Source organism: Schaalia sp. 19OD2882 (assembly GCF_018986735.1).
Lineage (GTDB): Bacteria > Actinomycetota > Actinomycetes > Actinomycetales > Actinomycetaceae > Pauljensenia.
Genome location: NZ_CP065521.1, coordinates 2,214,008 through 2,234,714, shown reverse-complemented (window position 1 = coordinate 2,234,714; position 20,707 = coordinate 2,214,008). Strand labels below are relative to the sequence as shown.

Genomic DNA, 20,707 nt, shown 5'->3' with positions numbered 1-20,707 from the left:
CCACTCCTGAGGAGAGTCCTGATGTCCGTCCGTAATGCCCTGCTCGCCCTCGTTTGTCAGCAGCCGTCAGGCGTCTACCGCCTCAAGCAAATGTTCGAGGAGCAGACCTGCGGGGCATGGCCACTGAACATCGGACAGGTCTACCAGACGATGCAGCGCCTGGAGCGCGACGGATTCGTCAGCTCCCATGGAGAGACCAATTCCGGACGTGACTCCGAAGTCTTCGAACTCACCGCCGAAGGGCGTCGCGAACTGGATGAGTGGTGGTCGACGCCGGTCCTGCGCGAGCGCCCCGACCGTGACGAGCTGGTCATGAAGCTGGCCGTGGTGGCCGCCGACCCGACGGTGGACGTCACCGCCATGATCCAGGCCCAGCGTCGCGCCAGCGTCCAGACCCTGCGCGACCTCACCAGGCTCAAGGCCTCCGCCGACGACTCCGAACTTGCGTGGAAGCTCATCCTGGAACGCCACGTCTTCGAACTCGAGGCCGAACTCAACTGGCTCGACCACGTCGAGTCCGGCGCAGTGGCCGAAGTCGCCCGCCGCGCGGCATTCGCCCGCGCCAAGGGTCGCCGTGTGGCCGAGACTCGTGAAGTTGCCGGGGTGAAATGACCTCCTCGGAGGTGCTCCTCCGTCTGGAGGGCGTGGGACACGTCCACGGACGGGGCCCCACCCAGGTGCGGGCTCTGTCAGGAGTCGACCTGACCCTGCGCGCCGGAGAACTCCTGGCCGTCATGGGCCCTTCCGGGTCCGGAAAGTCGACCTTGTTGCACGTGGCCGGCTCCCTGGAGATCCCCACCGAAGGGCGCGTGTGGCTGGGAGGCGAGGACGTCACCGCCATGTCGGAGCACGACCGCGCCCGCGTGCGCAGACGCTCGGTCGGATACGTCTTCCAAGAGGCGAATCTGCTTCCGGGCCTGTCCACGGCGGAGAATGTCGCCCTGCCCCTGGAACTCGACGGGACACCGTCAGCCGAGGCGATGGAAGCAGCACTGAGTGCCCTGGAGGCGGTCGGCATCGGCGACCTCTGCCACCGTTTCCCCGACGAACTCTCCGGCGGCCAGGCACAAAGGGCCGCCATTGCCCGTGCCCTGGTCGGACAGAGGTCGTTGCTTTTGGCAGACGAACCCACGGGCGCCCTCGACCTGGCCGGCGGGGACCAGGTGATGGTCCTCATGCGCGACCACGTGGACGCCGGGGCCGCCGGACTGCTGGTCACACACGAGGCCCGCTTCGCCGCTTGGGCGGACCGGACCCTGTTCCTGCGTGACGGGCGGATCATCGACTGCACGGGTGCGGACGACGTGCGCGCCCTGCTCGGGGAATGACATCGTGCGACGGGGCGTCGGCACACTGACCTGGGGCAGGATCGCCATTGCGCTGCGTCTGGCCCTGCGCGCGGCAGGGCAGCGTCCCGGCTGGTTGGGCATCGTCGTCCTGGTCATCTCACTGCCGGTGGTCATCACCCTGACGGTGGTCAATGTCGCAGTCATGCTGGATTCGGACCAGTACCACCTCACCCAGATCCTCGGCCCGGATCCGAGTGTGCGCGCCGTGGCGACCAGGACCGCCCTGGGGCCGGTCGACCAGGACATGCTCGGCATGGAGGTGCGTCCTCGTGGGGGGCACACGAGGGCGGGGCGACACGAGGACACGAGTCCTTCCAGGGAGCCGCTCGATCCGATGGCCTTCGTCTCCGAACGTGACCACGCGCGCCAGGACGTCGCCCGAATGTCCCCGCCGGGCGTCAAGCCCCTGCGCGTGGACCGCTTCAACCAGGTCAGGGTCTTTCCCCTGGAGAGGCGAAGAGAGCGCGTGGAGGTGCCCGTCGTCCAGGTCAGGCGCCCCGACCTGCTGGGATTCGCCCCGCCGTGCGCTGACGAGCTTTCCGCCTGGCAGGCACTGGTCCCGCGCGACCTCCTTGAACGCTGGGGGCTCCAGCAGGGGGCCACCGTGCAACTCGTGGTGCGCACGGGCGCCCAGGACAGCGCCACCACTCGCGTCAACGCCCGCATCGTCGGCATCGCCGCCGGTGATTCGACAGTGGTGGTCGGTGTGGGCACCATCCCCGTGTCCGGGGACTCTCCCACCTCACAACGCCAAACCTCGTGGCTGCTGGTCGGTGATACGGATGTCACCTGGGACAACGTTCGGGTCTTCAACGACCACGGGTACGGGGTGGTCTCCCGTGCGGTGCCCGACGGGGCCGGGGACCCCGAAAACGCCCTGCCGCGCGCCTCCACCACCGCGGACTCCACGGCCTCCGACAGCGCTGTCGGTTCTGCCGACACCGGCGGCCGGGCCGTCCTTGGTCCCAGCACCCACATCGTCCCCAGGTTCGTCGAGGTCCTGGACGGCCAGACACGGGGCGCCGGGCGAGCCGTGGTCCTGGCGATCTCGCTGCTGCTCTACCTCACCGAGCTGGTCCTGCTGGCCATGCCCGTGTTCTTCACCTTCCAACGCGTCATGAACCCCAGCCTCGCCCTGATGGCGACGATCGGCGCACGCCCAGCGGACAGATTCGCGATGGTCACGGCCTTCGGCGCGATCACCGGTGTCCTGTGCGGCCTGACCTCCCTCATCGGAACCTTCCTGGCCACATGGTTCGCCGCAGAGCGCCTGGGAGTTCCCCTGTCGGCCGGTTCGACCCTGGTCCTGGTCGGCTCCTTGGTGGTGCCCCAGTTCATCTGCCTCGTCGCCGCACTGTGGCCCGCTCTGAGCGCCCTGCGGACCTCCGTGGTGGCAGTGATCCACCGCAGGCGTCACCTGCGTTCGCGCATGGTGCTGCGCTCTCCTTGGTTCCCGGTGATGCTGGTCGCGGGCCTGATCGGGGTCTACTGGGCGCAGGCGGCAGCATCGATCCTCGGCGTCCTGTTGTTCGCATTCCCCGTGGTGGGAGGCCTCATCGGGTCGCTGCCTTGGCTGCTGACCGGATGGCGCCACGCCTCGGACGGGCGTTTCCTGTCCTGGCGCCTGGGTCTGCGTGAGACGGTGCGCAACGGGCACCGCTCCCTTCCCGCAATGGCCGCCATCGTCGTCGTCATGGTCATCTCCGTGGGTTCACTGGTGGTCACTCGCTCCCTGGAGCAGTACCGGTGGAACGCCGATCCTCACATCGGCTGCGCCGACCAGGTCTTCCTGGCCGCCAGCCCCCTGCAACGTGACGCGAAGTCCCACTACGAGCTGTTGGAACGGGGTGTCACGGCGGTGGAGGCCGAGCTCGGGATCACCTCCAGCGTCCCCGTGCGCGGCAGCGTCCCCTCGCCCACGGACTCGGGAACCCGACGTGTGGTCGAGGTGGCCGGCAGGCCCTACACGCCGCCGACCTGCCGCCCCGCCGTCATCGGCTTGCCGGCTCCTGAAGTCCTCACGGAGGAGCCCCACCCTCTGCACGTCGTCGACGACGGCGCGTGGCTCGCCCTGGCGCGTTTTGCGGAGGGGGCCGAATTGGACGCGGCCCGAGCGGTCCTGGGACGCGGGGGCGTCCTCGTCCCCGAGGGCACCGCCGTGGACGAGGACGGGACCGTGCAATTGGAGGCGCGGCCGGTCCAGGCCGGATGCGCGGAGGCTTCCCAGCAGGGGGCCCCGGCGGGGGCGCGGACAGGAGGCGAGGAGGACCGGGCCGGCGATGCGAACCAAGGGGTGACTCGCGTCCGCCTACCCGCACTCGCCCTCGACGGGATCCACACCCTGGTCCTTTCACCCCGAGCGGCCACCGCCCTCGACGTCCCCGACGACCTGCTGGGAATCCTCGTGGCCACCGCGCAGGCGCCGACGCCCCTGGAGCGGCCCGAGGTCGAGGCCACGGTCCGTGACCGGGTGCCCGGCGTGACGGCGATGTTCCTGGCGCCCGACGGCGACACGACCTTCATGTCGACCCTGGCGGCCCTGGCAACCGTCCTCGGCGTGCTCATGAGTGTCCTGCTGGTCCTGGTGACCGCGTCGGTGGAGTCGCGCGAGGACATGGACATCCTTGACGCCGTGGGCGCCGACGTGTGGGCCAAACGCCGGATGCAGGCCGCCCAGGTGCTCATCCTGTGCCTGCACACGATCCCGCTGGCCGTCCTGGTCGGAGTCCTCGTCAGCGCCTCGCTGGTGTCCGCCCTGGCGGCCGGTCTCGGCGACGCAGGCGTGGTGCCGGTGCCCATCCTGCCCCTGGAGGCCCTGGTCGCGTTGGCCGTGCTGCCACCCCTCCTGGCCGCCGGCCTGGCCATGGTCGTCACCCCCAGGCGCGTGCGACTGTCCGGCCGGCGCTGGTGAGGCCCAGCCGGGATCAGGAGGACGCCAATGAGTCCCATCCGCGCAGGCGGTCCAACTGGCGCCGCTGCTTCTTCGTGGGGCGCCCACTACCCGGATCACGAACAGGCACCGCTCCTGCCAGGCGCGGCCTTTCAGGTGTGAGGTCCTGGACGCACTGGGCCGCCTGAGGGGCGCCCACCCGCTTGACCAGCAGCCCCGTCACCCGAAGGATCCGGTCGAAACCGTCGACACGCAGGCGGACCTCGTCCCCCACGCGCACCGCCTGGGCAGCTTTGGCGGTGACACCGTTGACCTTCACGTGCCCGGCGCGTGCGGCCGAGGTGGCGCGCGAGCGGGACTTCATCTGGCGCACCGCCCACAGCCACGTGTCCACGCGGACGCTGTCCCCGGCCGCCAAGGCCGAGGGCGGGGTCGGAGCCTGATCGTTCACGACAGTTGGGCGCGCAGCTGCGCCACGCTGGTGTGACGGCGGCGGCTGATGGCGGCAACGGTCACCGCCACACAGGCGACGGTCCACGCCAATGCGGTGGCCACGAGGCCGGCGGCGCCGGTCAGGCTCCCACCGGCCATCAGCGACGTGAGGGCGTCCTCGGCCACGGGCAGGGGCAGGAATGCGCGGACCAGGGCGAAGGCGCCGTCCTGCGGGGCGCCGGGGAAGAGGACGGACAGGCTCACCGCCTGGGCGACGAGGGCGACGCAGGAGACCAGCGCCATCGTGCGCTGGCCGAAGGCGGCCACAAGAGCCTGGTGCAGGGCCACAAGTGCCACCGCCAGGACGATGGACACGGCGAACACCGCCCACAGATTCGCCATCGGCGTGCCGGCCACGCGTACCGCCGCCACCATGATCGCCGCGGCGAGCGCACCGACGCCGACGAGGGGCGCCAAGGTCCGCACAGCCAATTGAGCGGGGGTCGTGGCCGACCCGATGCGGGCAGCGGTCAGCTGTCCGAAGGCCAGGACCCACACCAGGGCGGAGAGCCACAAGGCCACGACGATCGCCGCCGGAGCCCATTCGGAGCTGGTGGGCGCGGTGGGGGAGGTGGTCTTGACCGTCACCGGGGTGGCGATGGCGTCGGCCAGGGCCGAGGCCTGCTCCGGGGTGTGGACGGGCACCTGGGCGCTCGCCTGACGCAGGCCCGCAGCCAAGGACTGGCTTCCGTCGGCCAAGGCCTGAAGGCCGCCGGAGATACGCTGGGCACCCTCGGACAATTGGCCGGCCCCGCCGACGAAGTCGTGCGCACCCCGGGACAGGGCCGATCCGGCGTCTGCGGCACTCCGGGCACCGTCGGCGGCAGCGGCCGTGCCCGAGGCGAGCTGTTGGATGCCCTCGGCCAAGGCTCCCGAACCTTGGGAGGCCAGGGCGACGCCGCCGGCCAGCGTGTGGGCGCCCGCGGCCAACTGGCCGGAGCCCTGCGCGACCTCGTCGGCGCCGGCAGCCAACTGGGACCCGTTCGCGGCCAAGGCGTTGGCGCCTTGGCCCACCTGCCCCAAGCCCCGGGCCAAACCCGAGGGTCCGGCGTTCAACGCCTCGGCGTTGGCGCCCATGAGGTTCGTTTCAATGCCGGTCGCCACCTGGTCGATGCCGCTGGCGACCTGCTCGCTTCCTGCGGCCAACTCACGGACCTTGTCCGCGGAGTCCCCCAACTTGGGGACCATCTCGGCCAGCTTCTCCAGGTGGGCGATGTCCTCTTCGTAACTGTGCAGGTACTTCCTGGCCGCCTCGTGCAGCTCCGCGGCCAGGGCGTCGGCCTCCTCGCACGCGTTGTCGTCCCCGTCGAGGCACCTGTCCACCAGCGGGTCGAGTTCATTGACCACCCGGTCCAGCCAAGCTGCGACCAGGGCGCGGGACTCGTAGAGCCTGTCGACCAGGGAGTGCAGGCGCTTGGGGTCGATGGAGTCCACCAGGTCCGCGATCTGGGAGGTGCCGCCGGCCACGAGGTGCGCCCCCTCCTGCAGGGACACCTCCTGGCCGGGGGCGGGCTCCGTGAGGGCCGAGTGCACTTGGGCGACACCTCCGGTGTAGCTGCGTACGCCCTCGGCTAGCTCGACCGCACCGTCCACGAGGCTGCGGGTCTGGCCCGGCTGGGCCTCGTTCAGGCCTGCGGCCAGCTGCGCCACGCCCTGCGTGTACTGGTGGACGCCACCAGCGAAGGCGGCGGTGCCTTCCGCCAGGGTCTCGGCCCCTCCCGACAGGGTGCCCGCGCCCTCGGAGAGTCGGCTGCTGCCCCCGGCGGCCTGGTCGGCGCCACTCGCCAACGCGGCGGCGCCACCCGCCAGTTGACCGACCCCGTCGGAGACCCGGGAGACGCCGTTGACATAGGCGGTGACACCGTCGGCGAGGGTTCCCGCACCGTTGCGCGCATCGGAGAGGCCCTGGGCGAAGGTGCGGGCACCGGCGGCTGCCGCCGTCTGCCCTGAGGCCAAGCGGTCCGCGCCCTCGGCCGCCCGCGTGAAGCCGTCGGCGATCTGCCCGGTGCGCGACAGGGACTGGCTGAGGAAGTTGACGGTCAGGGTCGTGCCGAAGCTCTCGGCCGCTGCGGAGGCGAGTTCTGCGGCAATGAAGCCGGTGGCGGTGGTGGCCGTGGACGAGGTGTGGACGTCCAGGGAGGGGGCGGTGGTGCCCGTGCCCTGGAGGACGTCGACCAAGGACTGGGAGAAGCCATCGGGGATGGTGACCACGGCGGCGTAGCTGCCGTCCACCAGTCCCGCTGCGGCGGTGTCGGCGGAGACGACACTCCAGTCCAAGACGTGGTCGTGGGCGGGGTGCGCCCGGGTGCTGGACCCGTCGTTCTTCGTCAGAGCCGCGATGATCTGTCGTCCGCCCGGCAACTTCGTCCCGTCCGGCAATGTGGCGATGGTGTCGGAGTTGACGATGGCGGCTGGTACGCACGCCAGCGCGTCATTGCCTCGACCTGCTCCGACCACGATGGTCAGGCTGAGCAGGGAGGGCAGCAGCAACGCGGCCACGACGAGCATCCAGTGACGTCTCAACGGGTGACCTCCGAAGCCGAACCGGCGAGGTGGGCAAAGGAGTCGATGAGGTCCGCCGGAACGTCCGTCTTGTCGACTTGGCGGCTGTTTCGGCCGCGCGTGGGGGCAGGGGCCACGGTGAGGTCCTCCTGGGCGAAGAAGCGTGAAGGGATGCGCATGGTGACCGGACCCGTGACCAGGACGGTGCGGCCTTCGTCAAGAAGTTCGCCGACGCGTTCCCACCGGCGTGAACCCGGATCGTCGACGAGGACCACCCGCGCACTGTCTGGCAGCGGGTCGTCCCACCTGTCGATGAGTGCGGACAGCGCCTGGATCGAGGAGACTCCGTCGGGCAGCACGTGGTCTCCGACCACCATGGTGCCTCCGCTGGGCATGAGGCGGGCGGTCACAAGGGCACCGATGACACTCCGCTGGAGTCGGTCATCGCTGCGCACGACACCAAGGGTACCGGGTGGGAGTACCAAGGAAAGATTTCGCAGGACAGGGGCACCGTCGTCGTCGACACGAACGTTCTCAAGACGCAGGTCGCTGACCCCGTGACGAGCCACCCAGTCCGCGTGCTCGAGTCGGCGGGCAAGGCCCTCGCCCTCGACGTCCACCACAGGAAGCAGGCACTCCAGCCAGGAGGGGATCCACCACGCGGCCCCACCCATCCACGCCATGAGCGCCGGAACCAGGGTCATGCGCACGAGGAACGCATCCACCGCAATCCCCACCGTCAGAGCCAGGGCAATGGGTTTGACCTGCACGGAACCGTGGGGGACGAAGGAGGCGAAGACGGCCGTCATGATGACGGCAGCGGAGGTGACCACCGAGGCCGAACCGGTGAAACCGCGCACGACGGCCGCGCGGGCGTCCCCCGTGTGGATCCACTCCTCGCGCATGCGCGAGACGAGGAAGACCTCGTAGTCCATGGCCAGTCCGAAGAGGACCCCCATGACGATGACAGGCATGAAGGAGATGACGGCGCCCGTGCGGGTGACCTGCAGCAGGTCCGAGAACCACCCCCAGCCGAAGACCGCACCCACGGCGCCAAGACCGGCCCCCAGCGAGAACAGGTAGCCGATCGTCGCCGTGACCGGCACTGCCACCGAGCGGAAGACGATGGTGAGCAGGACGACGGACAGTCCCACGACGATGGCGCCGAAGGGAAGCAGGGCCCCCGCCAGGCGGTCGGACACGTCGATCGCCACCGCCGTCTGGCCGGTGACCATGACGTCACGGATGCCCAGCTCCTCCTCCCAGATGCCCGCCAAGGACCGGATCTTCGCCACCAGCGCCGTGGTGGACGGGGCGGTCTGGCCGCCCTCGGGAATGACCTGGATGAAGGCCAGCGACGCGTCGGGGTTGGGCACCGCAAGTTGGACGCGGGCCACCCCGTCCAGGGCCTCGACCCGGTGGCGCAGAGCGGCCACCGCCTCCAGGGGCTTGTCGGACTGGACGATGTCGGCGATGACGATCACCGGCGAGTTCGCGCCCGGTCCGAAGGCCGCGGAGATGCGGTCGTAGGTGGTGCGAAGGTCCGAGCCGACAGGCTCGTAGCCGTTGTCGGTCAGGCCGGTGGACAGGCCCACCACCGGCAGCGTGAGGACGAGAAGCACCCCGGCCACGAGCGCCGTCGTCAGCGCCGGGAAACGGGTGATGGTGGCCACCCACCAGTGGGCGGTGGTGCGTCGGCGGGACAGGTCGAACAGGGGGGAGGGAGGCAGCGGCGCCTCCTTGGCGGCGGCGGACTGGACGCGGGCGCGTGCGGCCCGCAGGGCCAGGCGGGAGCGGCGGGTCAGCGCCCAGCTTCCGATGAGGCCGAGCATGGCGGGCACGGCGGTCAGGGCGACCAGGATGGCCACGGCGACCACTGCGGCGGCGCTGAAGCCCATGGTCGCCAGGAAGTCGATGCCGGTGACCGCTAGGCCGCACAGGGCCACGACGACCGTCCCACCGGCGAAGACGACGGCAGAACCCGCAGTGGCCACCGCCCGCGCCGCGGACTCCACGGGTGCGACCCCACGCGCCAAGTACTCGCGGGCGCGGGAGATGATGAACAGCGCGTAGTCGATGCCGACCGCCAGGCCGATCATCACCGCAAGCACAGGCGTGGTCGAGTTGATGTCGACCACGGCTGCTGTGACCAGGATGCCGAGCATGCCCGTGCCCACGCCGATGAGTGCCGCCACCAGTGGTGCGCCTGCGGCCAGCAGGGACCCGAAGGTCGCCATCAGGACGATGGCTGCCACGCCCACGCCGACCAATTCGGTGGTGGACAGCGCCACCGACACCGAGTGGCCGATGTTGCCCCCCAAGGACAGGTCCACCTCGGGGTGGTCGGCCTCGACCTGGGCGATGAGGTCACGCAGCTCCTCGGCCACGCGGGCGCCGGCCGGAGTCGTCCCCGTGGCCAGGGAGCCGACACTGCGGTCGCCCATGACCTGGACCAGGGCGTGAGCGCCGTCAGTGGACACATTCGGGGTCAGCTCCGACAAGGGGTCGGTGACCATGGCAATGCCCTGGATCTGGCGGGCGCGGGTGACGAAATCGCGCACGGCCTGGCCATGGGCCCGAATCTGTCCGTCGGAGGCGGTGAACAGGACCGGCTCACTGGTGCCGGCCGCCTCGGGCAGACGCTCCTGCAGGATGGCCATGCCTTCGAGGGACTCCGCCCCACGGATCCGGAAGGTGTTGTCCAAGCGGGGACCCACGATCGCCACGCAGGAGCCCAGCACCGCCAGGACGACGATCCACGCGGCCAAGGTGCGTCGGGCGTGGATGGCACACCACGTCCCGACCCTGTGGAGAAGAGCGGACAAGAACGCGCCTTTCAAAAGTGAGATGGGCCTCCAGGGCAGTCAACATGTGAATCTAATCCATTGACGGGTGCAGTGGTACCGGGAAGCGGGGTCTGCGGTGCTCCCTTTGCGCCGGAGTGCCCTCACACCCCGGGCGTCTCGCGCCAGGAGCACCCGTACCGGGGAAGTACCGCCTCACACGGGCTCAAAGTGGCCGCCGCCGCCGGTGGCGGATGCGACTGGCGGATGTGAGGACGGCTCCTGTGAGCCCGTGAGTGTTCACTCGTGGAACTTTTCAATCCAAGTTCCGAAACATTGAGCACAAGTGTGCTCAGCGCAGGACGAGGACGGGCATTCCCGGCCCGCACAGAGTCATGCCCACCGCCACCGAGAACACGGCCATGACGGAGACCAGATGACGGGCCAGGGCGGACTCGTCCCCCGGGGGAGCGCCGCGCTCGCGGGCGGCCTCGACGAGGACCTGCGCGACGGTATCGAAGGCCCATGCGTCCAGGACGAAGACCTGGGCAGGTGCGCCGCCCTCGTCCTCGACTCCCTGGAGGTCCCCCAGCAGGGCGCGCACCGCAGCGGCGTCGTCCACGGTGGTTCCCGGCCTCGTGTTCACGACGAGGGCGACCTCTCGGTGGTGTGGCCCCAGGTGCGGCAACGGGCCCTGGGCGTAGCCGGCCAGCACTCCACTGATGCCCGCGCCGCCCGGAAGGGTCGTCGTCAGGTGGGCGCAGGAGCGCGCCAGGTTGTCGGGCAAGTCGCCGACATCGAGCCCCCAGGACCGGGCCACCTGCGCCAGATGCTCCGGGGACTGGGCAACCAGTCCCAGTTCGGTGGCCAGATTGTCCAGGGCCGCGCATCCGCAGTCCGTCAGGGCCGAGGTCGGCCCCGTGTGGCCGCTCACCCGGTGGCCGTGTTCGCGCAGGTGGGCGCACATCAGGGAGAGCCATGTGGGGGACAGGTCGCGCAGCTCGTCGCCCTCGGCCCGCCCGTTGGAAGCCTGACGTGAAGCCGGAGCCGACGCCTCCATCGGCTTGGGCGGGCCGGGTGGCGCAACGCCCGGCCCCAGAGGGGAAAAGGCCCTGGTGACCAGCAGGTCCGCCACCCACACGAGGACGGTGGCGCCCGGAGCGCGAACGTGCGGGCCGCCGTGGTCGATCCGGTCCACGGGGCCCGGGTGGGCCGGAGCCCTGCCCGCCGGGTACGGGCTCGGCGCGCTGCGACCTGCCAGGCCCGAGGAGGAACACGGTCGCCCGTCCATGCACCACGTGGGCAGGGACTGCGTCGACACGGGCACCAGCACGCCGGAAGGGTCGGCGGCCAGGTGCGCGGCTCGCTCCGCAAGGGTGGCACGGACCTCGGGTGAGGGTTCGATGGCCCCCAGGGCGCCGGGCAGCGTCACAGGTGCTCCTCGGTGGTCCAGGCAGCGCTCATCCGGGTCGTGGTCCTCCGTCCGGTGGTGGGCAGGTCGGTGTTTGGCCGGTCAGTGGTTCGAGGGCCAGAAGGACATGGACTTGATGCCGCACTGGTCCGAGTTCCCCGCCGTTGCCGGGATCACGGCCTCTGCCACAGCCGAGGACCCGGCGTCGACTCCCTTGAGCTCCGCAGTGGCGGTACCCGTCTCCGTGCCCCCCTGGGAGGTGCGCAGGGTCAGCCAGAAGTCACCCTTCGACATGTCGATCTTGCCGAAAGTCTCTGCCGGGGCGTTGTAGGCGACCGTGACCTTGACCGTGACGTCCTGGCCCTTCTGCTCGCACTTGGTGGACACGATCGCGGCGGAGCTGTTCGCCTCCTTGTACCAGGCGTCGATGGACAGGGCCAGGTCGACCTTGTCGCCACAGGCCTGCCTGGCGGCGGCCATTTGGGCCGGGTTCCACGCAATGACCTCCTCACGCAAAGTGTCGAACTCCGAGTGGTGTTCCTTCGTCATCTTCGCGCACCACTGTTTGGCCGACGTCGAATGCGTCTGCTGCTCCTTGGTCTCCTTGTTCTGGTTCAACTGATCCTTCAGGGCCTTGACATCGGCGCGGATCGACTCGGCGCGGTCGGCCATGGACTGGGCAGCGTCCTTGTTCGCCAAGATCTTCTGCTCCGCCTGGGAGACCTGGGAGAAGGTTGACGCTGCGGAGATCCCCTGCCATGCGGCCAGTGCCAGTGCCATGACCGCCAGGAGCGCGCCCACCACCGTGGCGATGCGCAGGGCGAGCGGAGTGGGGCGGTAGGGGCTCCCGCTGGGCTGGAACTGACCGGGTGTCTGGGCCGGAGGCACGGTGCTCACTTGACACTCTCCATTTCCTTCTGGGCAAGGTCGTGTTCCGCCTCGGCGCTCTTGAGGTCTTCCTCGGCTTCGCTCACCTTGGATTCGGTCCAGGAGAGCTCCTCCTGCGTGTCGACCAGTGCCACCTGAGCGCCCAGATTCGCGATCGCCGCACCGACGGCAGCCAAGGAGAGGATGACGGCGGCCACCCACACCAGTGCGCACAGGAGGATCGCCTTGGGGGCGATTCGCCCCGACCTCGGATCGAGTGCCTCCACCGGGAATCCCACCGGCGCTCCGACCTGCGCGGCGTCGGCCGAGTCCCCGGGGGCGGCGTCCTGGGACGAGCCCGCCACGCCATCCTGCCAGGACCCCGCAACGCCCCGGTCCTGGGGCTCGACGCCGTCATCGACGAAGGCCGATGCCTCGTCCGACGGGCCGGGGGTGCCGGAGGGTTCGGGTCCATTGCCCCATCCCTGGTCCGGTCCACTCATGAGGAGCTCCTTCGATTCCGTGCATTGTGTCGACGTGGTCCCATGGTGCCATGTGAGCCGCCGTGGCGTCTTGACGAGATCGTCACAGGCCCGTCAAAACGGACAGGACACGCCGATAGGCTTGGCACATGTCCGGGCTCCTCGCTGCCAACCCGCTGCTCACACTCTTCCTCGTCGTTGCCCTCGGAGCCGCCATCGGCGCCGCCAGGCTCGGACCCATGCGTCTGGGCGCCGCCGGCGCCCTGTTCGTGGGCCTGGTGCTGTCGGCCAGCGTGTCCGGCTTGGACGAAGGAATGTCCATCGTCCAACAGATCGGCCTGGCGCTGTTCGTCTACACGGTGGGCGTCGCGGCAGGCGCCACCTTCCTGTCCGACCTGCGGACGCAGCGAAAGTTGCTCCTCGCATGCGTCGGCGTGTGCATCCTGGGCGCACTCGTCACCGTGGCGGGTGTCCACCTGCTGGGGGTGGACCGGGCGCTGGGTGTCGGATTGTTCACCGGGGCGCTCACCGCGGCCGCCGCCCTCGACGCCGCCACCCGCATCACCGGTGACCCCGCCGCAGCCGTCGGCTACGCCTTCGGGTACCCGATCGGCGTCATCATCTCCATCCTCATCGTCTCCGTGGTCGTCACCCGCACCTGGCTGGGCCGCAATGACGCGCCCTCGCTGGCCAGCAAGGGCCTGGACGCCCTGACCGTGCGCGTGCGCCACACCATGTCCCCGCGGAACCTGGCGGCGTGGCGCGAACAGAGGATCCGCATGTCCTACCTGCGTCGCGACGGCCGTACCCGAGTCCTCGTTCCCGGGGAAGAACTGCGCCGCGGGGACCTGGTGCTCATGGTCGGCGACCCCGACTCCCTCAACGAAGCCTTCAAGCACGTCGGTGAACCCGTCAGCGACCACTTGGCCGACGACCGCAGTGACGTGGCCTTCGAAAGGGTCGTCGTCTCGAATCCGGAGATCGCCGGACGAACAGTCGGCGAACTGGGCATGGCCCAGCGCTTCGGCGCGGCGATCACCCGCGTGCGCCGCGGCGACTTGGACCTGCTTGCCCGCGACGACCTTGCCCTGCAACTGGGCGACCACGTGGGATTGGTCGTGCCCACCCAGGAGCTCGACGCCGCCCAGTCGTGGATCGGCGACTCCGAGAGGCGTGTCAGCGAGGTCGACGCCATGGCCTTCGGCATCGGCATGGTCCTGGGGCTGCTGCTCGGCTCCGTGCCCCTGCCCGTGCCCGGAGGCGCCGTGTTCACCCTGGGGCCGGCCGCCGGGCCCCTCATCGTCGGCATGCTGCTGGGGGCGCTTCGGCGCACGGGCCCGCTGGTGTGGACGCTGCCGCTGGCCGCCAACCTCACCATCCGCCAGATCGGACTCATGCTCTTCCTGGCGGCCCTGGGCCTGGGGGCCGGCCCGGCCTTCGCCTCACTGCTGACCGGGCTCGACGGCTGGAAGTCCGTGGTCCTCAGCGCGCTGGTGGTGACCGTCTGCTGCCTTGCCCTGGCCTTGGCGGGAAGGCTGCTGGGCCTGTCCGCCGCCAGGACTGCGGGCAGTGTCGCAGGCCTTCTCGGCCAGCCGGCGCTTCTGCAGGCGGCCTCGGCCCGCGTCGTCGACGAGAGGATCGAAGCGGCCTACGCGACACTCTTCGCCTTCGCAATGATCCTCAAGATCCTCATGGTGCCGCTCATCTGGGTCCTGTGAGGCCGGCGGGGAGCCTGCAAGGAGTCGGCGGGCGCTTTTCCCGCTGCTCGCTATGGTGGGGACATGTCGACTCCTCAGTTCATCCTCGACCTGCGTGAACACATCGGCCATGCCCCCCTGTGGCTGCCGGGTGCCACCGCCATCGTCCTTCGCCCTGCAGGTGCGCGAGGAATCCGCCTGGAGGGCGAGGCCCTGGCCTCCACTGACGAGGACGACGCCACGCCCTCGTGGACCCTGCCCGACGGGCCGATCGACCCCACCCGGGTGGAGGTCCTGGTCGTGCGGCGCACGGACAATGGCGCGTGGACGCCGGTCACGGGGATCGTCGACCCCGGCGAGCCGCCCTTCGTCGCGGCTGAACGCGAGACCCTGGAGGAGGCGGGTGTGCGCGCCCGGGCCGTGCGGCTGCTCAGCCAGGACGTGGTCGGGCCGGTGGTCTACCCGAATGGGGACCGGTCGGACTTCGTCGACTCGTGCTTCCTGCTCCAGTGGGTCCAGGGTGAGCCGTGGCCTGCGGACGGTGAGAACACGCAGACCCTGTTCGTGCGCGCCGACCAGGTGCCGCCGATGAACGAGCGCTTCCTCGGCTGCCTGCAAAGGGCTCTCTCAGGTCGCCCCGAGGCCGCCTTCCGCTTCTGAGGAGGGGCTGCCGCTGGGCGAGCCCCGGACGGACGACTCCCACCGCCGGTGAGATTCGTCCATCAATCCGTGAGATTCGTCCTTCACGGCATTTCGGACGAATCTCGACCCCAAGCATGTGGAGCGCCCCGCCGTGGGCATCGGCCCCGCGGTCGAGGGTGACGGCCGCCGACCGTGCTCCGCGAGAGGGCTCCTGGGCTCAGGCCCCCTGCCAGTAGGCGCCCAGAGCCGCCGACAACTGCACCAAGTCACGCACATGGCTCATCTCGCGCGCCGAGTGCATCGACAGCAAAGGCACCCCCACATCCACAGTGGTCATGCCCAGCCGCGTCGCCGTGATCGGCCCGATCGTCGACCCGCACGGCATCGCATTGTTCGACACGAAGGCCTGAACCGGGACGCCGGCGGCAGCGCACACCCTCTTCCACAGCGCCACACCCACCGCGTCGGTCGCATAACGCTGGTTCGCATTCACCTTGAGCACCGGTCCACCGCCCATGACCGGGTGGTGCGCAGGATCGTGCCGTTCGACGTAATTCGGGTGCACCGAGTGAGCGGCATCGGCACTCACGCACGAGGACGCGGCGACCATCCGGGCCGTCCCATCGAGGTCACGCCCCAGCGCCGCAGCCGTCCTCGTCAAGACGTCCTGCAACAACGGGCCGGCCGCACCCGTGCGCGTGTCCGACCCGACCTCTTCATGGTCGAAGCAGGCAAAGACCCACACGTCTCCACCCGCAGGGGCACCGTCCTGCCAGTCGGCGCCGGCCAGCTCCAAGGCGCGAACCCCCGCGTGCACTGACGACAGGTTGTCCTGGCGGCCCGAGGCCACGAACTCCTGCTCCGCCCCGAAGACGGCGGCTCCCTGGGCGGGGATCGTGACGACGTCGAATGAGGCGATCTGCTCCGGCCCGGCCAGGCCCGCGTCACGCGCGAGGATCTGCAGGACGTCGGCGTCGGTGCCGACGGTGAACACCGGGTGCAGGTGCTTTTGCGGGTCGAGTTTCAGGCCGTCGCCATTGACTCCGCGGTCCAGGTGGATCGCCAGTTGAGGGATGCGAGCCAGCGCTCCCGTGCGCACCAGGTGGACCTGCCCGTCGGTGGTCACCAGGCGCCCGGCCAGGGCCAGCTCTCGGTCCAGCCACGAGTTCCACAACATCCCGCCGTAGACCTCGACCTCCAACTGCCCCCACCCGTCGGCGGTGCGGGTGCTGGGCATGGGCTTGAGGGTGAAGGTGGGGGAGTCGGTGTGCGCGCCGACCACGCGGAAGCCCGCGCCCTCACCCACCTCGTGGGGAATGACCCAGGCGACCACGGCGCCCTCGCGGACGAGGACGTGCCCGCCGGGGGTGGCCTCCCACGGGTCCGTCTCGACCTGCCGTCGAAAGCCCAGGTCCTCCAGGCGTTGGGCGACATTGTGTGCGGCGTGGAAGGGGCTGGGGCAGTCCCCGAGGAAGCGCAGGTAGTCGGTGGTGTGGTCGATTGACGAGGTCGGGGTGCTCATTCGCCCATCGTATGCCCGTGCACTCGACCGTTTCAGCACACAGTGCGCGCCGAGCGCAGCGCCCGCAGGGAGGTCGAAAGTCCTGGACCTGCGAATACTCGACCGTGGTGGTGTGGCGGCCCGGCCCACTGTGTGTTGACGGTGCGCCGAAGGCGCGGGACCGGCGGGCAGTGGGCGCGGGGCGGTGGGGGAGCGCGGATGCCCTGCGGGCGCGGGGCGCCTTGGTCCGGTGCCGGTGGTCCTGAGCCTGTCCAATGGGTGGAGACGCTCGTGAAGGCATGGACGGGGAGGCCGCCTGCGGCAAGGATGGAGTCATGGACACACTGGCACCCGTACCCACCCTCACCCTGAACGACGGCCTCGAAATGCCCCGGGTCGGCCTGGGCACGTACACTCTGACCGGTCCCAACGGTGTGGCCGCCATGGTCGCAGGCATCCGCAGCGGCTACCGCCTGCTTGACTCGGCAGTCAACTACGAGAACGAGGGAGCCCTGGGACGCGCCGTGCGCGAGGCCGGCGTCAACCGCGACCACCTGGTGCTCCAGACGAAGCTGCCCGGGCGCCATCACCGGCGCGAAGCGGCCCTGACCTGCATCCACGAGTCGCTCTACCGGGCGGGCCTGGACCATTGGGACGTCGTCGTCATCCACTGGCCCAACCCCTCTCAAGGCCTGTACGTCGAAGCCTTCGCGGCCCTGCTGGAACTGCGTGAGGCGGGGCTGGTCCGCTCGGTCGGCGTCTCGAACTTCCTGCCCGAACACCTTGAGCGCCTGCGCGCAGAGGTCGGCGAATTGCCCAGCGTCAACCAGATCCAGCTGCACCCCTTCTGGTCGCAGGCCGAGGCGCGCGCCATCCACGAGCAGCTGGGTGTCGTCACCCAGTCGTGGAGCCCACTGGGACGCAAACTTGCCCTGGTCGACGACCCGACGATTCGTTCCCTAGCGGACCAGGTCGGGGTCAGTCCCGCCCGTCTGATCCTGCGTTGGCACGTGCAATTGGGTGCCGTGCCCTTGCCCAAGTCCGCCGACCCGCAGCGTCAGCGCGACAACATGGCGCTCTTCGACTTCGAGTTGGACGAGCAGGTCATGGCCCGCATCAATGCGCTCACTCGACCGGACGGGTCGATGGGGGACTTCGACCCTCGCACGCACGAGGAGTACTGAGCGCGCCGGAGCGCCGAGCCGGGATCAGCCCTCCAGTGCCACCCGGTAGACGTTCGTCTCGCGCTGTTCGAAGCCGCAGCGGCGGTACAGGCGATTGGCCGCCTCACGCGAGGGACGCGAAGTCAGGTCCACGGTGCGCGCACCGACCGTCTTGGCGTGAGCCAGCGCAGCTTCGACCAGTTTCCGGCCGGCGCCCTGGCCGCGAGCCTCACTGTCGACGACGACGTCTTCGACCCAGGCGCGCACACCGGTGGGAATCTCGAAGGTGGCCAAGGACAGCATGCCGAGGATCGGTGCGGCACCCTCGTGCCCGCTGTCGGGACGGTAGATGAACACGTGCACGCCCGGCTGGGCGACGAAACGGGCGCTGGCCTCGGCGTCCAGCGGCTTGGCGCTGCGCGAGAGTTGGGGGAGGAGGCGCTCCATGGCCTCGAGGAACTCGGGGGTGGATTCGGTGAGCAACTCGACGGCCATGCAGAGCTCCTTCGGAAGTGACCGGGCGGCCCGGTCGGGTCGGTGGCGGCCGGCAATGTCCGGCCGAAGTGGTGTGGACGAGGGCGACGCGACCCATCCGCTGCCAGAGTCTAGTGGGCGGCCGGGGCATGGGCCCGGCGCCCGGGAGGAATCGTCCCATGGGTGTGCGCGGGCAAGGAAGTGGGTGAAGGCCCGGCAGTGGGGGTCGGCGAGGCCGCGGACGGGGGTGCCGCCCTGGGCGCACATGCCTTTTCACGGAACACGAAACGACGTTGCGCCGTGAAGGACACCAATGCCGTCCCCAGATCCACCACCGGCTTTGCCGCCCAGAAGGGCACGCCCGCGGTGACCAGGACGTCAGTGCCCAGCCACGAGGCCACCAGCACCGCCACCGCCAGGGCCGCGTAGCGCACGGCAGTGCGGCCGACCGTGCTCGGCGCCGCGCGGAAGACCCGCCTGTTGAGGGCGAAGTTCACGCTTCCCGAGACCAGACGGGCCACGACCACCGGCCAGAACACTCCGCCCCACGCGGTCGCCAAAGCCAGGGCCACCACATAGTCGACCAGGAAACTCACCCCGGAGGCGGCCGAGAACTTCACCAGCGGCGCCCAGATCCGAAGCGAGTCACGCACGGGGTGGAAGTGCGAGGTGGGGTTGCCGGCCTCGTACACGGTGGCGATCGGCACCTGTTCGCAGGTCAACCCTTGTTCGGCGGCGGCCAGCAGGACGCGCAGTTCGTAGTCGTAGCGCTGCCCCGGGACCTCCAGCAGCCACGGGATCTGCGAGGCCGGGAAGGCCCGCAGGCCGGTCTGCGTGTCGGCCAACGCCCACCCGGTGGCCAGGCCGAAGAGTTTCGCCGTCGCCAGGTTCCCCACGCGCGAACGCAGCGGAGTGTCGGCGCCGAAAGAGCGCACACCCAGGGTGATGTGGCCGGTGGCCTGCGCGTGTCGGCCCACGCGCAGGATGTCGGCGACGGTGTGCTGCCCGTCGGCATCCGCAGTGACGACCACCTGGCCGGGGTCGATGGCTGACGCATGGGCAAGGCCGGCGCGCAGGGCCGCTCCCTTGCCGCGATTGACGGGCAGGGTGAGGACCTCGGTGCCGCCCGAGCGCACGGCGTCGAACACGTGCTGGGAAGCGGCGCCGGACCCGTCGTCGACGACCAGGCAGCGAACCCGGGGCGCGGCGGAGCGCAGGTTGGCCAGCAGATCGGCCAAGGTCATGTCGGGCTTGTAGGCGGGTATCAGCACCAGCATCATGCACCTGCCGCCACGTAGAGGATGTCAGAGGTCTCCCTTTCACCTCCGTTGGAGGGGCGGTTGACGACCTGCCCGTTGAACCAGAGTTCGGAGGAGCCGCCGCCGTCGAGGTTGTAGGCGGTGGTGGCACCCAGGTCGACCATGATCTTGGCCAACTCCGTCATGGTCACGCCCCGCGAGTGGCCCTTCGCGCGACCGTCGACCACGACGAACACGAAGTGGTTGGCGTCGACGATCCCGATGGCCGTGCGCGGCTGGTTGCCCTGGATGGAGTGGTTGCCGAAGTTCGTGTCGATCTCCACGGAGTCGATGCCTTCGACCATTGCGCCCCCCTCGACCAGTGCGGGCCCGAAGGACAGGGTCTGCCACACGCCTTGGTCGACCAGGGTCTGGGCGTCGGTGGAGGTCTCGTCGTAGACCCTCATGGTGCCGTCCTCGTGGATGGCAAGCCCCTGTCGGGTGCCCTTGTCCCTGTAGACGACACCGTTGCGGATGACGATGCCGGTGTCGCGGAACCCGTAGTAGTCGCCGTTGATCGCCAGGACCGCGCCGTTGGCCGTGGCCGTCTCGGAGACCAGGGCCGTGATGTTCTGGCCGAAGGCATTGTTCGCGAAGGCGCTCTTCAGGTCGGTGCCGTTGGTCAGGCGGACGTCGGCCACATGGTAGGTGACGGTGTCCGACCCTGAGCCCATGGTCACGGTCTTCACGGTGATCGAGGTGTTGTCCGAGGTGTAGGTCGTGTCGGTGGTGGTGGCGCTGGCCGCCACTTCTTCGGGGGACGAGGTCGGGGTCGCGCTCTGGGCGGAGTTCGCGGACTGGGCGGCCCCTGTGGTGGAAGAGGTCTGCGTGGTCTTGTGCTGGGCTTCGTAGGAGGACACGTCGGAGATCTCGACATGGTCGACGACGAAACGGTCCAGGGCCCAGGCGCTGCCGCCGCCGACGGCAAGGGCTGCCAGTGTGCCGGTGGTGAGCAGGACGGTGAGGCGCCGCTTGCGGCGGGCGCTGGCTGTGGGGGTGCCGGTCGTGATTTCCATGGGCAAAGGCTGTCGCCCGCGCTGGTGGCGGGCGTGTGGCGCGGCTGTGGTCCAGCTGTGGACGCCGGTGGATGGGCTTCGACGGGGCGTGTCATGATGGTTGCGGCCTCGAAGCATGTCGTGGCCGCATTGCCGTCCCG

General features: G+C 69.9%; 16 protein-coding genes. 6 read left to right on the top strand and 10 right to left on the bottom strand.

Going from position 1 to position 20,707, the window contains the following annotated elements:
* The first annotated feature begins 21 nt into the window (after positions 1–21).
* From I6B53_RS09720 to I6B53_RS09710, 3 genes are read left to right on the top strand one after another with little or no spacing between them, the layout of a single operon-like run.
* Positions 22–612 (top strand): PadR family transcriptional regulator, encoded by a 591-nt coding sequence (locus tag I6B53_RS09720; protein WP_216764029.1) that lies wholly within the window; start codon positions 22–24, stop codon positions 610–612.
* Positions 609–1,328: an ABC transporter ATP-binding protein gene (locus tag I6B53_RS09715; RefSeq protein ID WP_216764028.1), complete on the top strand. Its 720-nt coding sequence runs from the start codon at positions 609–611 to the stop codon at positions 1,326–1,328. Before I6B53_RS09720 ends, I6B53_RS09715 begins: the two co-directional genes overlap by 4 nt.
* A gap of 4 nt (positions 1,329–1,332) precedes the next feature.
* Positions 1,333–4,260, top strand: a complete 2,928-nt coding sequence (locus I6B53_RS09710; RefSeq protein WP_216764027.1) for a hypothetical protein — start codon at positions 1,333–1,335, stop codon at positions 4,258–4,260.
* Positions 4,261–4,273: 13 nt separating this feature from the next.
* Here the strand turns inward: I6B53_RS09710 and I6B53_RS11130 are convergent, their stop codons facing one another.
* The 6 genes from I6B53_RS11130 to I6B53_RS09685 form a co-directional block, all read right to left on the bottom strand.
* Complete coding sequence (locus I6B53_RS11130; protein ID WP_301554134.1) at positions 4,274–4,690, bottom strand: RNA-binding S4 domain-containing protein; 417 nt, start codon at positions 4,688–4,690, stop codon at positions 4,274–4,276.
* Positions 4,687–7,254 (bottom strand): hypothetical protein, encoded by a 2,568-nt coding sequence (locus I6B53_RS11125; RefSeq protein ID WP_253953861.1) that lies wholly within the window; start codon positions 7,252–7,254, stop codon positions 4,687–4,689. Before I6B53_RS11125 ends, I6B53_RS11130 begins: the two co-directional genes overlap by 4 nt.
* Entirely contained in the window at positions 7,251–10,058 is a 2,808-nt protein-coding gene (locus I6B53_RS09700; RefSeq protein WP_216764026.1) for an MMPL family transporter, read from the bottom strand. The genes I6B53_RS11125 and I6B53_RS09700 overlap by 4 nt, the downstream gene beginning before the upstream one ends.
* Positions 10,059–10,368: 310 nt before the next feature.
* The gene (locus tag I6B53_RS09695; RefSeq protein ID WP_216764025.1) at positions 10,369–11,448 is read right to left on the bottom strand and encodes a hypothetical protein; all 1,080 of its coding nucleotides are present in this window, start codon (positions 11,446–11,448) and stop codon (positions 10,369–10,371) included.
* 81 nt (positions 11,449–11,529) lie between these two features.
* Complete coding sequence (locus tag I6B53_RS09690; RefSeq protein ID WP_216764024.1) at positions 11,530–12,324, bottom strand: hypothetical protein; 795 nt, start codon at positions 12,322–12,324, stop codon at positions 11,530–11,532.
* On the bottom strand, positions 12,321–12,797 hold the full coding sequence (locus I6B53_RS09685) for a hypothetical protein (protein WP_216764023.1): 477 nt from the start codon (positions 12,795–12,797) through the stop codon (positions 12,321–12,323). Before I6B53_RS09685 ends, I6B53_RS09690 begins: the two co-directional genes overlap by 4 nt.
* 128 nt (positions 12,798–12,925) lie before the next feature.
* Here I6B53_RS09685 and I6B53_RS09680 point away from each other — a divergent pair, with 128 nt between their 5' ends.
* Positions 12,926–14,494: an aspartate:alanine exchanger family transporter gene (locus tag I6B53_RS09680; RefSeq protein ID WP_216764022.1), complete on the top strand. Its 1,569-nt coding sequence runs from the start codon at positions 12,926–12,928 to the stop codon at positions 14,492–14,494.
* A gap of 63 nt (positions 14,495–14,557) precedes the next feature.
* Positions 14,558–15,133, top strand: a complete 576-nt coding sequence (locus I6B53_RS09675; RefSeq protein ID WP_216764021.1) for an NUDIX domain-containing protein — start codon at positions 14,558–14,560, stop codon at positions 15,131–15,133.
* Between the two features lie 199 nt (positions 15,134–15,332).
* Here I6B53_RS09675 and I6B53_RS09670 read toward each other — a convergent pair whose 3' ends face one another.
* Positions 15,333–16,637 carry a M18 family aminopeptidase gene (locus I6B53_RS09670; RefSeq protein WP_216764020.1) on the bottom strand — a complete coding sequence of 435 codons (1,305 nt, stop codon included), beginning with the start codon at positions 16,635–16,637 and terminating at the stop codon, positions 15,333–15,335.
* Positions 16,638–16,951: 314 nt separating this feature from the next.
* Between I6B53_RS09670 and I6B53_RS09665 the strand changes: the two genes are divergently transcribed.
* The gene (locus I6B53_RS09665; protein WP_253953860.1) at positions 16,952–17,800 is read left to right on the top strand and encodes an aldo/keto reductase; all 849 of its coding nucleotides are present in this window, start codon (positions 16,952–16,954) and stop codon (positions 17,798–17,800) included.
* 24 nt (positions 17,801–17,824) lie between these two features.
* On the opposite strand, the gene I6B53_RS09660 is transcribed toward I6B53_RS09665, so the two are convergent.
* From I6B53_RS09660 to I6B53_RS09650, 3 genes are all read right to left on the bottom strand, one after another.
* Positions 17,825–18,274: a GNAT family N-acetyltransferase gene (locus tag I6B53_RS09660; protein WP_216764019.1), complete on the bottom strand. Its 450-nt coding sequence runs from the start codon at positions 18,272–18,274 to the stop codon at positions 17,825–17,827.
* A gap of 110 nt (positions 18,275–18,384) precedes the next feature.
* Positions 18,385–19,533 (bottom strand): bifunctional glycosyltransferase family 2/GtrA family protein, encoded by a 1,149-nt coding sequence (locus I6B53_RS09655; protein ID WP_216764018.1) that lies wholly within the window; start codon positions 19,531–19,533, stop codon positions 18,385–18,387.
* On the bottom strand, positions 19,530–20,567 hold the full coding sequence (locus I6B53_RS09650) for a phosphodiester glycosidase family protein (RefSeq protein WP_216764017.1): 1,038 nt from the start codon (positions 20,565–20,567) through the stop codon (positions 19,530–19,532). Before I6B53_RS09650 ends, I6B53_RS09655 begins: the two co-directional genes overlap by 4 nt.
* Positions 20,568–20,707: the final 140 nt, after the last annotated feature.

Coding starts and splice junctions, on each gene's coding strand:
- I6B53_RS09720 (WP_216764029.1), top strand. CDS start 22: ATGTCCGTCCGTAATGCCCTGCTCGCCCTCGTTTGTCAGCAGCCGTCA.
- I6B53_RS09715 (WP_216764028.1), top strand. CDS start 609: ATGACCTCCTCGGAGGTGCTCCTCCGTCTGGAGGGCGTGGGACACGTC.
- I6B53_RS09685 (WP_216764023.1), bottom strand. CDS start 12,797: ATGAGTGGACCGGACCAGGGATGGGGCAATGGACCCGAACCCTCCGGC.
- I6B53_RS09680 (WP_216764022.1), top strand. CDS start 12,926: ATGTCCGGGCTCCTCGCTGCCAACCCGCTGCTCACACTCTTCCTCGTC.
- I6B53_RS09675 (WP_216764021.1), top strand. CDS start 14,558: ATGTCGACTCCTCAGTTCATCCTCGACCTGCGTGAACACATCGGCCAT.
- I6B53_RS09670 (WP_216764020.1), bottom strand. CDS start 16,637: ATGAGCACCCCGACCTCGTCAATCGACCACACCACCGACTACCTGCGC.
- I6B53_RS09665 (WP_253953860.1), top strand. CDS start 16,952: ATGGACACACTGGCACCCGTACCCACCCTCACCCTGAACGACGGCCTC.
- I6B53_RS09660 (WP_216764019.1), bottom strand. CDS start 18,274: ATGGCCGTCGAGTTGCTCACCGAATCCACCCCCGAGTTCCTCGAGGCC.
- I6B53_RS09655 (WP_216764018.1), bottom strand. CDS start 19,533: ATGATGCTGGTGCTGATACCCGCCTACAAGCCCGACATGACCTTGGCC.
- I6B53_RS09650 (WP_216764017.1), bottom strand. CDS start 20,567: ATGGAAATCACGACCGGCACCCCCACAGCCAGCGCCCGCCGCAAGCGG.